The sequence below is a fragment of the Pseudomonas sp. genome (genome assembly GCF_026224925.1).
Classification (GTDB): domain Bacteria; phylum Pseudomonadota; class Gammaproteobacteria; order Pseudomonadales; family Pseudomonadaceae; genus Aquipseudomonas.
Map to the genome: position 1 here is coordinate 1 of NZ_JAMFRV010000542.1, position 12,522 is coordinate 12,522.

Sequence of the window (12,522 nt, forward strand, 5' to 3'; positions counted from 1 at the left end):
AACTGACTGATTGATCTCCTTGGCGTGCTCCGCTGCTGGGAGTGGAGTTCGCCTATGACCGAAATAGAAGTAAAAAAATCGCAAGACAGCTTGCAGGACCGCTTGGCTCAAGTCGTTGAGCTGTTGCAGCGTCAGCGAGTGGTCGAGGATCTGACTCATCGTCAGGAAGGCCAGCACCACGACCGTGTAGAAAACCTTGTTCACCGGCAAAACGTCGTCGAGCTGCAACGTAAGCTTGATGATCTTCACTCTGCCGACGTCGCTTACATCCTTGAAGCCTTGCCCCTGCAGGATCGTCTGACGGTCTGGCAGTTGGTCAAGGCCGAGCGTGACGGCGACATCCTTCTTGAAGTGTCTGATTCAGTTCGTGAAACACTGATCGCCGACATGGAAGACCACGAGCTCCTGGCTGCGGCCAAGGAGATGGACGCCGACGAGCTCGCGGACCTTGCACCTGAATTACACGTGACGTCGTACACGAGCTAATGGAAGCCCTCGACGTCCAGCAGCGTGAGCGCGTGCGGTCGGCGTTGTCGTATAAAGACGATCAAGTCGGCGCACTGATGGACTTCGAGATGGTGACGATCCGCGAGGACGTCAGCCTGGAAGTGGTCTTGCGTTACCTGCGCCGGCTCAAGGAGCTGCCAGGCCATACCGATAAACTGTTCGTGGTCGATCACGACGGTGTGCTCAAGGGCGTGCTGCCGCTCAAGCGATTGCTGGTCAATGACCCCGATAAACAAGTCGCGGCGGTCATGGCCAATGACACTGTCAGTTTTCACCCGGACGAAGATGGGTACGACGCCGCTCAGGCTTTCGAACGTTATGACCTCATCTCGGCACCCGTGGTCGACAAGAACGGCAAGCTGATCGGCCGTTTGACCATTGATGAAATGGTCGACCTGATTCGTGAAGAGAGCGAAAGCGAAGTCCTCAACATGGCCGGTCTGCGCGAAGAAGAAGACATCTTCGCGTCGGTCTGGAAGTCTCTGCGCAACCGTTGGGCCTGGCTGGCCGTCAATCTGATCACTGCGTTCATTGCCTCACGGGTCATCGGTTTGTTCGAGGGCTCCATCGAGAAGCTGGTGGCCTTGGCCGCGTTGATGCCAATCGTTGCCGGTATTGGCGGTAACTCTGGCAACCAGACCATTACCATGATCGTTCGCGCCATGGCGCTGGATCAGGTCAGTACCGGCAACACCTCACGCTTGATGCGCAAAGAGCTGATTGTCGCGCTGATCAACGGTCTGGTCTGGGGTGGGGTGATTGGTGTGGTGGCCTACATGCTTTACGGCAGTTGGTCGCTCGGCGTGGTCATGACCACCGCAATGACACTCAACTTGTTACTTGCTGCGCTGATGGGGGTGTTGATTCCTATGACCCTATCGCGCCTTGGTCGCGACCCCGCCATGGGAGCCAGCGTGATGATTACCGCCATGACCGACAGTGGCGGGTTCTTCATCTTTTTGGGGTTGGCGACGATCTTTTTGCTTTAGCGCTGCACGAACCCTTTGTCTGCGCTTAATGGCGGAGTTTAAGGGGGCAGCGACAGGTTTCAGACAGTTTGATTGCGCGATAATCGCATCCGATACATGTAGATGTAACATTTCGACATGTATCATCCGACCGCGAAAAGCGTTGCATTCAAGTAGGTTAGAAACCCTATGGATGCTGTACTTTTTTACCCTGACACCCTTGATTCTCTCACCATAAGGAGACCCCCCCATGGACCCTGACCATTCTCGGTGGGTCACACAGTGGGATGCGAAACGGGATGCAGTGGGTGCGCGGTGTTATCGGGCGATGTGTATCGCTTGATAGATCGGGATTCCCTTCTGTAATTGCCAGCTAGCGTTCGTTTGCGTGGCCAATCTTCGTCGTTTTATCCGCCTCAATAAAGTGTGCCGTGCGTTAACTGCTTTTGCCGCAGTGATGTGCGTTCGTGCGCTGGAGGACTTTGGCCTGTGGTCATTGATCACGCCCGGAACGCAACTGGAAGCACCGACATGAACAAAGTATTCCGTCACTACATCCCCGCAACGGCGCGACGGCTGCTGCCCAATCGTTGGGATTTGATAGCCTTGCCATTGGTTATCGGTTTTTTGCTGTTTTTCTCGATTGGCGCACGTGAGACATGGGCGCCCATCTCGACCTTGCAGAGCGAGGTGATCTCCCTCGATCCTTCCAACCTGCCGGAGTATGCGATACGCACGACGTTGCGCATGCTGGCGGCCATGGTTGCCTCGTTAATATTTACCCTGATCTACGGAACATTGGCCGCCAAAAGCCGACGGGCTGAAAAGTTGCTGGTGCCGGTTCTGGACATCCTGCAATCGGTGCCGGTGCTTGGGTATATCTCGTTCACCGTCACGTTTTTCCTGCTGCTGTTTCCGGGTCGCGTCTTGGGTGCGGAGTGCGCGGCGATTTTCGCGATCTTTACCAGCCAAGCCTGGAACATGACCTTCAGTTTCTACCAATCGCTGCGCATGCTGCCGCGTGACCTGGAAGAGGTGGCGCAGAACATTCAGCTGTCGGGGTGGCAAAAGTTCTGGAAGCTAGACGTGCCGTTCGCGATGCCGGGGCTGGTCTGGAACATGATGATGAGCATGTCCGGCGGCTGGTTTTTTGTCGTCGCTTCGGAAGCCATCACCGTGGGCGACAAAACCATTACCTTGCCGGGTGTTGGTTCTTATCTGGCGACCGCCATTGCGCAGCAAGATATGCACGCCGTTGGCTATGTTATTGTCGCGATGGTTGCGGTGATTCTGATTTACGACCAGTTTCTGTTCCGGCCGCTGGTGGCCTGGGCGGATAAGTTCCGCATGGAAGACACCGCGTCTCAAGGCGGATCACCTGAGTCCTGGGTGCTAAATTTGATTCAACGGACTCGCTTCATTCAACGAGTATTGCGTCCGTTTGCGCGCGCGATTACCCGAATCGGCCATATGCGCTTGAGTCTGCCGCGCTCCAAATCAGCCCCGGTCCACTACAGTGAAGCAAGGTCTCGGTTGATCGACTTTATCTGGGGTGTCGTGATCGCGGCGCTTACGCTCTACGTGTTGTACCGCATAGCGATTTACGTCGGCACCGAAGTCACCTTCGGCGAGGTGTGGCACGTGTTCGGGTTGGCTATGATTACCTTGCTGCGAGTGGTGTTGCTGATTGTGGTCGCTTCGCTGATTTGGGTGCCGCTGGGCGTGCTGATTGGTTTGCGGCCGCGGCTCGCCGGCAAGATTCAGCCGCTGGCGCAGTTTCTAGCGGCGTTTCCGGCAAACCTGTTATTCCCGGTGTTTGTGATCGTCATCTTGCACTACCAATTGAATCCGGACATTTGGCTCAGCCCGCTGATCGTATTGGGCACGCAGTGGTACATCCTTTTTAACGTCATCGCCGGGGCCAGTGCCTTCCCTAATGACTTTCGAGAGGCCGCTGCCAACTTCCGTATTCGCGGCTGGCTGTGGTGGCGCAAAGTCATGCTGCCGGGCATTTTTCCGTACTACGTGACCGGGGCAATCACGGCCTCGGGCGGCGCATGGAACGCCAGTATCGTTTCTGAATACGTTTCGTGGGGCCAGGACAAAGTAGTGGCGCACGGTCTAGGCGCTTACATCGCTGAAACCACCGCCGCTGGCGACTTCCCGAAAATCACGCTGGGCGTGGTGGTGATGTCGCTCTTTGTCGTGGCCTTCAATCGCTTGGTGTGGCGTCCGATGTACGCCATCGCTGAAAACAAACTCCGTCTGAATTAATTGGAGTCGATCCTATGAATACTTTCATCGCACACACCGGCGTCCCACGCGAAATCTATTCCCTGAGCAAAGTCAGCCGCAGTTTCGGCAAAGGCAAAGACGAGCTGCAGGTGCTCAGTAACGTTGACCTGACCCTGCGCGAAGGCGAGATTGTCGGCATGCTCGGCCGTTCCGGCTCCGGTAAATCAACGCTGCTGCGGGTTATTGCCGGGCTGATCGAGCCGTCAGAGGGCGAGGTTCGTTACAACGGTGCCTTGTTGAACGGTCCTGCGGAAGGCGTCGCCATGGTCTTCCAGACCTTTGCCCTTTTTCCCTGGCTGACCGTGCTCGAAAACGTTGAAGCTGGTCTTCAGGCGCTGCAGGTAGAGCCCAAAGAATCGCGTAAGCGTGCGCTGGCTGCGATCGATTTGATTGGCCTCGATGGCTTTGAAAACGCCTACCCACGAGAGCTGTCTGGTGGCATGCGTCAGCGCGTGGGTTTTGCCCGCGGCCTGGTGGTCAATCCTACCTTGTTGTTGATGGATGAGCCTTTCTCGGCATTGGACGTCTTGACCGCTGAAACCCTGCGTTCCGATCTGCTGGACCTATGGAGCGGTAAGCAACTGCCAATCAAATCCATAATGATCGTGACCCACAACATCGAAGAAGCGGTGCTGATGTGCGACCGCATTCTGGTGTTGTCATCGAACCCGGGTCGGGTAGTGGCGGAAATCAAAGTGCCGTTCGGGCATCCGCGCAATCGCCTGGACCCAGTGTTTCGGCGCATGGTCGACGACATCTACGCCCTTATGACCGACCGGCGTAGTGCGGATGCAACCGGCGGCAAAGCTGAGCTACAAATGGGAAGCCCGCTGCCAGAGGTATCCACCAACTTGATATCCGGCCTGATCGAAGCGCTGGCGGCTGAGCCATATCACGGTCACGCGGGATTACCCAACGTATCGGCGCGGCTGTTGCTGGAGGTGGATGATTTATTCCCGGTGGCAGAGATGCTTGAGTATTTAGGCTTTGCCGAACTCAAAGGTGCGGAGATCTCCCTCACGGAAGCGGGCAAGCTGTTCGCCGACTTCGGTACTCAGGAGCGCAAAAAGATGTTTGCCGAACATCTGGTCAAGCACGTGCCTTTGGCTGCGCGTATTCGCCAAGTGTTGCAGGAGCGCAACGGGCATTGGGCGCCACGGGTGAGGTTTGAGCAGGAGCTAGAGGACTCGCTAAACGAGTCCATTGCGAAGGAAACGCTAGACAGCGTCATCAGTTGGGGGCGGTACGCAGAGATCTTTTCCTACAGTGACCACACTGAAACATTCAGCCTGGAAGATGTAGAGGGCAGTGTGTAACGCGTTAAATGCGATGAAATCGCGGTCCAGTAAGGGGCGCGATTTCAGCAAGGGCTATAGCTACGTAGAGAAAAGAAAAAAGCCAGCAAGCTGGCCTGAATATTCGAGCTAGCTGTCAGGACTCGTCGTCTGCAGCGAGTTCGGTGTCATGAGCGATCAATGAAACGAGCGCATTTTGCTGTCGATGAGAAAGTTGACGGAAACGTTGCAGTAGCTCGCGCTCATGCAGTGACAGCTCGGGGCTGTCAAGACGCAGGCTAGGTTCGTCACCCAAGGCACCTTCTTGAATCAAGCTCTGTTCAAGACGAGCAATGATCTCGGAGTTCATGCTGCGGTGATGATTTTTTGCTACCTGGTAGACACGATCACGCATGCCATCGGGTAGTCGAACAACAAATTTATCAGCCGTGCGGCTGGAATAAATAGCCTGTTTCATAGGGCTCATATATTTAACCGGTAAGTTCAGGGGGAGCGGTTCCAGCACTTGGCCGCTAGATGTCCATGCTGTGACAGTCTTTTCGTACAAATGTTCAACCTGAATCGTTTAGAGGCCAGCATCATGCCTCAATTCGCCGGTTCCTTGGCGTCAAATCTGTGACAAATAGTGCGCTGCCTAAAGGCAATTTGCCAGCAGCAATTATCCGATTTGTGGACTGTTTTGCAAATCATTCCTGTTCTCCATCGACCTAAACAGCATTTTTAGGCCAATACCCCCGAGACCGATACCAAGCAGCCATGTCTTGAGCTTAGAGGTGTTTACAGGTTTTGCTAGCGACTGCAGTCAAATAGACTGAGAGGAGAGAAAAAAGCGATTTGGATCAGCGAAGCAGCGGGTCGAATTTGATTTTACGGCCGACGACCAAGGCTGCGACAAACAGCACAAAAAATGTTCCCGTAGCGATTTTTAGCACCAAGCTAGCAACGTTCTCGTCATAAGGCAGGGAGATGTCGAGTGCGATGGACATCACCGCCAGGATTAGAAATGACAGCGCAGTTTTTGACATGGCGATTCTCCAGACGCGTGAAATTAACAGAGCCCTTAACTACTCAGTTCAAAACACCCATCGTTCCGAACGATCAATCGACGTCGGCGCGACTTCATTGCTGTCAGCGGTAAGCATAGCCTGAATTCCGCGCTGCTGATGTAAGACCGCAACCTGTGCAGCTTCATGCGTGAAATGTGAAGGCTGAGCCACGGCATGAACCTGTTCTGTTTCATTGCTACTACCCTGAAAGTGAAAGGTCACTAAAGCGATCAGGGCAGCCGCGTTCAGGGATGAAAGAACAATGTTCATGTCGAGCACCTTCCGTGTGGAACTTTTGTAGGAATTTTCTGTATGTGCAATAGAGTGCACGGCGTGTGCCAAGCCTGATTTTAATAAAATATGTATATAAATCAATAGGTTGATTGTTGATAAGAAAGGCGGGAGATTGCAGTTTGCAATGATGGCCTATTGGAGCAATGCAAAATGCACGATGGTTTCTGACGGGGAGGGCTGTAGGAAGATTCGCGGGTAGGGGACTACAGGTTAAAAAGCCACGGACGACATGACAAAACCTAGCCTTGCCGTTAACATGCTCGCCGTCCTCGCTGGCACCTTCTCTGTGTGCCAGCTCATGTGTCTCAGTAGCTCAATTGGATAGAGCATCCCCCTCCTAAGGGGAAGGTTGGCAGTTCGAACCTGCCCTGGGACACCATATTTTTCAAACACTTATCACTCTTGGCGTTCTGTCTTTGTTTTGCTGGCTATCATTGGGCTAGCGCGGCACTCTGCATCGTTGTCCTAAGCGAAGAGTGATTTTGTCTCGCAAGCCGGGCAGCGGCCGGCAATGGCCCCGGCTTGGACCTAAGCGACGCCACAGGCCGAGCACACGATCGCTTGCGGACGCCCATCGCTGATGAATGCAGCGCCGCCATCCTGATCCAGGTCGCTGCGGTGTGCACGCTCATGCATACCGTGGACATGCACGGTACTCGAAGCCGGCAAACGGAGTGTCAGTGGCTGGATAACGTAATGAGGCAAGCATTGAACGAACGACGTCAATTCAGCGGATGCATGAAGGGTAAAAACCTTCGCTATCTGGATGAGAAATCAAAAGAGCCCGCACAACAGTCTCGGGCCGGATTTCTGCTGCTTGAGCATTTTTCGTTGCCTGCGTTCACCCAAGTGCTTGATACGATTATTACGGCAAATCTGTTACGCCCCGAGTTGTTCTCTACACGAACCTTCGGGTTGCATGACGGCGAAGTAGTGAGTGACTTGGGCCTGGTCATTCGCCCCGATGCCCGTATCGGATTAGAAGAGATTCGGGATCTGGACTTGCTCGTCGTGTGCGGTGGTTATCGGACAGAGCTAAAAACCAATCATGAGTTAACCAGCATTCTCCGGGCGGCCTCAGAGCTTGGAATCGCGCTGGGTGGTTTATGGAACGGTGCCTGGTTTTTGGGCAATGCAGGCTTACTGGATGGTTACCGTTGCGCGATACATCCGGAGCATCGTCCTGCGCTCGCAGAAATCTCCAAAGTAAGCAAAGTGACCAGTGAACCATTTGTCATGGATCGCGACCGACTCACTGCGTCGAGCCCGGCAGGTGCATTCCATATGGCATTGGAGTGGATCAAAGCACTGCACGATAAAGCGCTGGTAGACGGAATCGAGGACATTCTTTCTTTCGAGGAATCTCGGTACCGACGCGTTAAAGCATCGCCAAACATCTCGGTAAGCGCGCCGTTGCGGGAGGTGGTCAAGCTTATGGACGCTAACCTTGAAGAGCCTCTGGAACTGGACCAGTTAGCGGCCTATGCCGGCCGTTCCCGTAGACAAGTCGAACGCTTGTTCAGAGAGCAACTGGATACCACGCCGCAGCGCTACTACCTGGAACTGCGAATCACCGAGGCCCGCCGATTACTCCAACACACAGAGTTGTCTCAGGTAGAAATATTGGTAGCGTGCGGTTTTGTTTCGCCCAGTCATTTTAGCAAGTGCTACAACTCGTATTTTGGGTACCGGCCTTCCAAGGAAACGCGGTTGGTGAAGTGAAAGTGCAGAGTGGGTCTTTGGCTGCTCGACTGACCCATTGCAATCATGACCCCCGATACATCCGGAACCGATGAGCTCTTGAGCGAGGGCGCTAGTCAGGTAAACCGCGTCGCGTCATTCGCAAGCAAGCTTGCTCCCACAGGATTTTTGGCAACTTGGGCAATGGTGTGCAGGCCGAAAATCAAGCTGGCTTGGGTTATTTCCAGCAGCAAAACCACCGACACAAATAGCGGCCACTGCTAGCGATGAAGTGGGAGCAAGCTTGCTTGCGAATGACGCGACGCGGTCTGCTTGACTAGCCCGTTGTTCCAAAGCTCAACAGTTCCCTCAATATCGAGGCCTAATCCCATCCAGAATCAGCCCCTTCAAGTTACCCAAAACCTCTTCAAAAAAAACCGAGTCATCCAAGGTTTTTCCCGTCACCGCTTGAACCTGAGTACTAAAGTCCGCGTAGTGTTGCGTGGTACTCCACAGCGAAAAAATCAGATGGTAAGGGTCGATTTTCGCCAGTTTTCCCGAATCGATCCATGCCTGAATGACAGTGACTTTTGCAGCTACCAGATCGCGCAGTGGCTGTTCGAGTTGGTCCTTGATCAATGGCGCACCCTGCATGATTTCCATACAGAACAGCCTTGACTCGGCAGGGTGATCGCGGGACAGCTCAAGCTTCACGCGGATGTAGTTTCCTATTGCTTCGATGGGGTCTTGTTCAACATTGAAACCCCGCAGGGGTGATAACCAGATGTCCAACAAGTGCTGCATGACATGCACGTACAAGTCTTCTTTACTGGCGAAGTAGTAAAGAACATTGGTCTTGGAAACATTTGCCGAACTGGCAACTTGTTCGAGGCTTGTACCGTGCAAGCCAAAGCGAGAAAAAAGCCCCAGTGCGGCGTGGATGATCGTAGCTCGCTTACTTTCGATGAGTTGTAAGCGGCGGTCTTCAGCCTTCGGGCTCATTGTGCGAGCCGGCTTTTTCTGAGGACCAGGAACAGGCGATTTGGCTTTCTTCTCGGAAGCCTTTTTTTGAGAAGTTTTAGCGCAAGCCACATCGGGGTGGATGGATTCACTTTTCAAGGCGGCGACCGTCTGTCAAATCAAGCCGACAGTGTATCAGCGAGATCCTTCCTTACAAGAAACGCCCCCAAATACACCAATCAAACACTAAGACGCATCAATGCCGTGCACCGCGCGTCGCACCAGTTGGTCTTATGTGGACCGATTGGTCTGCTATGGGGATTAAAAATCCCATAACTTAATGATAAGTAAAACGTTTAATAAGTTGGCATAAGGTCTGCAAACCTTTGGATAACGGGCCAGCTGTTGGCTGTCGAAGCGAAGGGAGATGGTTATGAAGATCGGTATCTTTATCCCAATTGGCAACAACGGCTGGTTGATCTCTGAGAATGCACCGCAGTACAAACCGACTTTTGAGATGAACAAACAGATCACTCAGTCGGCGGAACACTACGGATTGGACTTCGTCCTCTCGATGATCAAGCTGCGTGGCTTCGGCGGCAAAACCGAGTTCTGGGACCATAACCTGGAGTCCTTTACGCTAATGGCGGGCTTGGCCGCAGTCACGACCAAGATCAAGCTTTTTGCGACAGCAGCTTCCTTAGTCATGCCACCCGCTATCGTTGCTCGAATGGCGTCGACCATCGATTCGATCTCGAACGGTCGCTTCGGCGTTAACCTAATTACCGGTTGGCAGCGCCCCGAATATTCGCAGATGGGTTTATGGCCGGGTGATGAGTTTTTCTCCAACCGTTACCAATACCTTTCTGAGTACATTCAGGTATTGCGCGATCTCTGGGGCAAGGGACAGTCCGATTTCAAAGGGTCGCACTTTCAGATGGACGACTGCCGTTTGAGCCCTCAGCCGCAGGCCGACATGAAGGTGATCTGCGCTGGACAAAGCGATGCGGGGATGGAGTTTTCGGCTAAATATGCGGATTACAACTTTTGCTTCGGCAAAGGTGTGAACACCCCTAAAGCGTTTGCTCCAGCGGCACAAAAGCTGATTGAGGCTACGCACATCACTGGCAGAGAAGTCACCACCTACGTGCTGATGATGGTCATCGCCGATGAAACAGACGAAGCCGCGCAGGCGAAGTGGGAGCACTATAAAGCGGGAGTCGACCATGAAGCGGTTGCATGGTTGGGTGTGCAAGGGTCGGTAGACAAAAAATCTGGCGCAGACACCAACGTACGTCAGATGGCGGACCCCACCTCGGCAGTCAATATCAACATGGGCACCTTGGTTGGCTCTTATGCCTCTATCGCCCGCATGCTCGACGAAGTGGCAGAGGTTGAAGGAACCGAAGGCGTGCTACTGACGTTCGACAATTTCGTCGAGGGGGTCGAGGCATTTGGTCAGCGCATTCAGCCGCTGATGAAGAGCCGTCTCGATGCGGTAAGCCCGGTTCCATCGTTGGTCAGCGTTTCTGAAGAGAGCGAGGCGGCGCTGTCATGAGCGCTGAAAAGAATGGAACAATTTCCTCGTTAATACCTGCGGGAATTGCCGACGTCGTGGGTTCAGCGCCGCTAATTTTGCCTGCTCGTCCTGAACCGCTCTATCTGCATCATTCGAACACTGCTTTGATCGTCGTCGACATGCAAAACGCCTACGCATCGGTCGGTGGATATGTTGACCTGGCGGGCTTTGATATCTCAGGCGCCCAAGGCGTAATCGAAAAAGTTGTTAAAGCGATTGAGGCTGCTCGTTCGGCGGGGATTCTGGTGGTCTTCCTGCAAAACGGCTGGGACAGCAAGTACGTAGAGGCGGGCGGCCCAGGCTCTCCCAACTGGTACAAGTCCAATGCCCTGAAGACCATGCGCAAGTACCCTGAACTCGAAGGAAAGTTCTTGGCCAAAGGCGGCTGGGATTATGAACTGGTGCCAGAGCTTAACCCGCAACTAGGCGATATTGTGGTCCCGAAAACGCGCTACAGCGGCTTCTTCAACAGTTCGCTCGACAGCACTTTACGTGCTCGCAATATCAAGAACCTAGTGTTTACCGGGATCGCGACGAATGTCTGTGTAGAGTCGACGCTACGTGATGCTTTTCATCTTGAGTATTTCGGCGTCATGCTCGAAGACGCCACCCACGAGTTGGGCGGTGCGGTTATTCAGTCCAGCGCGGTCTACAACATCGAAACTTTTTTTGGCTGGGTCTCAACAGTCGATGATTTTGTCGGTACCGTAAAAACGGCCGAACGCTCAAACGAAAATTAGAATTTGTTATTCAACATATCAATCCAGATGTGAGGATTTACTCATGCCCAAAAAAGTAATTATTCCTGCTGGTACCGGAACTCCCATTGGCCCATTTAGCCCCGGTACTACCGCGGACGGCATTGTTTATGTCTCGGGCACTCTACCGTTCGACAGCAACAACAACGTCGTTCACGTGGGGGATGCCGCTGCACAGACGCGTCATGTGCTCAACGTTATCAAGGCCGTGATCGAGACGGCGGGCGGAACGATGGCGGACGTCACGTTTAACCATGTCTTCCTGAGAAACTGGGAAGACTATGCCGCTATTAATACCGTTTATGCAGAGTATTTTCCGGGCGAAAAACCGGCCCGGTATTGCGTGCAGTGTGGTCTGGTGAAGCCCGATGCGCTGATCGAAATTGCGAGTGTTGCTCATATCGGCAAGGGCGTTTAATGATGGATCTTTATACCGAAGTCCACGGGCCAGCTAATGGCAAAGCGGTACTCTTATCGTCCGGTTTGGGTGGGTCCGCAGGCTACTGGTCGCTGCAGATTCCGGCGCTCGTCGAAGCGGGTTACAAGGTCATAGCCTATGACCAGCACGGCACAGGACGAAGCATGGCGGCTCTGCCGTCTGACTATTACATCGAGGACATGGCCAGGGATGTGAAGCGAGTTCTGGATGCAACGCAGACGCGTCGATGCCACGTTGTCGGCCATGCCCTGGGCGGCCTTGTAGGGCTTCAGTTGGCCCTCGACTTTCCTGAACGGGTCAGTAGCTTGAGCCTGATCAATGCATGGTCTGAACCCAATCCGCACTCCGCCCGCTGCTTTGACGTTCGGCTTACCTTATTGGATGAGTCGGGGCCGCGGGCCTATGTCGAGGCCCAGCCCATTTTCCTCTACCCGGCCAGTTGGTGTGCAGCCAATGCGGACCGTGTGCAAGCGGAAGTGGAACATGCTCTGGCCCATTTTCCGGGCGCCGCCACGATGCGTGCGCGTATCGCAGCGTTGCGGCGATTCAACGTCACGCGGCGATTGTCCAGCATCACCGTGCCGACACTGATATCGGTCGCCAAAGATGATGTGCTTGTTCCGTGGACATGCTCGCAAATGCTGTGCGACAACCTCAGCAATGCGCTCTGGCACTCTGTTTCACACGGCGCCCATGCTCAC

11 protein-coding genes, 1 tRNA gene and 1 pseudogene are annotated in these 12,522 nt (G+C 53.9%); 9 read left to right on the forward strand and 4 right to left on the reverse strand.

Translation table 11 applies throughout. The features are described 5' to 3' along the window. Positions 1–54: 54 nt before the first annotated feature. The 3 genes and pseudogenes from mgtE (at position 55) to M0974_RS22820 (ending at position 5,086) form a co-directional block, all read left to right on the forward strand. Positions 55–1,496, forward strand: a pseudogene (mgtE, locus tag M0974_RS22810) (magnesium transporter). Between the two features lie 510 nt (positions 1,497–2,006). After that, positions 2,007–3,749: an ABC transporter permease subunit gene (locus M0974_RS22815; protein ID WP_297842152.1), complete on the forward strand. Its 1,743-nt coding sequence runs from the start codon at positions 2,007–2,009 to the stop codon at positions 3,747–3,749. A gap of 14 nt (positions 3,750–3,763) precedes the next feature. Continuing rightward, positions 3,764–5,086 (forward strand): AAA-associated domain-containing protein, encoded by a 1,323-nt coding sequence (locus M0974_RS22820; protein WP_297842155.1) that lies wholly within the window; start codon positions 3,764–3,766, stop codon positions 5,084–5,086. Between the two features lie 115 nt (positions 5,087–5,201). Here M0974_RS22820 and M0974_RS22825 read toward each other — a convergent pair whose 3' ends face one another. From M0974_RS22825 to M0974_RS22835, 3 genes are all read right to left on the reverse strand, one after another. Beyond that, positions 5,202–5,531, reverse strand: coding sequence for an Arc family DNA-binding protein (locus M0974_RS22825; RefSeq protein WP_297842157.1), 330 nt, complete (start codon positions 5,529–5,531; stop codon positions 5,202–5,204). A gap of 373 nt (positions 5,532–5,904) precedes the next feature. Then, positions 5,905–6,090, reverse strand: coding sequence for a PA3371 family protein (locus tag M0974_RS22830; protein WP_297842160.1), 186 nt, complete (start codon positions 6,088–6,090; stop codon positions 5,905–5,907). A gap of 48 nt (positions 6,091–6,138) precedes the next feature. Beyond that, positions 6,139–6,381 (reverse strand): hypothetical protein, encoded by a 243-nt coding sequence (locus tag M0974_RS22835; protein WP_297842161.1) that lies wholly within the window; start codon positions 6,379–6,381, stop codon positions 6,139–6,141. A gap of 326 nt (positions 6,382–6,707) precedes the next feature. On the opposite strand from M0974_RS22835, the gene M0974_RS22840 reads away from it, so the two are divergent. Then, a tRNA-Arg gene (locus tag M0974_RS22840) sits at positions 6,708–6,784 on the forward strand. A 317-nt stretch (positions 6,785–7,101) separates the two neighbouring features. Further along, positions 7,102–8,127, forward strand: coding sequence for a GlxA family transcriptional regulator (locus M0974_RS22845; RefSeq protein ID WP_297842164.1), 1,026 nt, complete (start codon positions 7,102–7,104; stop codon positions 8,125–8,127). Positions 8,128–8,454: 327 nt separating this feature from the next. Here M0974_RS22845 and rutR read toward each other — a convergent pair whose 3' ends face one another. Beyond that, positions 8,455–9,087, reverse strand: a complete 633-nt coding sequence (rutR, locus tag M0974_RS22850; protein ID WP_297842192.1) for an HTH-type transcriptional regulator RutR — start codon at positions 9,085–9,087, stop codon at positions 8,455–8,457. Between the two features lie 391 nt (positions 9,088–9,478). On the opposite strand from rutR, the gene rutA reads away from it, so the two are divergent. The 4 genes from rutA to rutD form a co-directional block, all read left to right on the forward strand. After that, entirely contained in the window at positions 9,479–10,603 is a 1,125-nt protein-coding gene (gene rutA / locus M0974_RS22855) for a pyrimidine utilization protein A (protein ID WP_297842167.1), read from the forward strand. Next, positions 10,600–11,364 (forward strand): pyrimidine utilization protein B, encoded by a 765-nt coding sequence (gene rutB, locus M0974_RS22860; protein ID WP_297842170.1) that lies wholly within the window; start codon positions 10,600–10,602, stop codon positions 11,362–11,364. The genes rutA and rutB overlap by 4 nt, the downstream gene beginning before the upstream one ends. 43 nt (positions 11,365–11,407) lie before the next feature. Further along, positions 11,408–11,800 (forward strand): pyrimidine utilization protein C, encoded by a 393-nt coding sequence (gene rutC / locus M0974_RS22865; protein WP_297842173.1) that lies wholly within the window; start codon positions 11,408–11,410, stop codon positions 11,798–11,800. After that, a partial coding sequence (gene rutD / locus M0974_RS22870; protein WP_297842183.1) for a pyrimidine utilization protein D occupies positions 11,800–12,522 on the forward strand: 723 nt, incomplete at its 3' end. The genes rutC and rutD, both read left to right, overlap by 1 nt.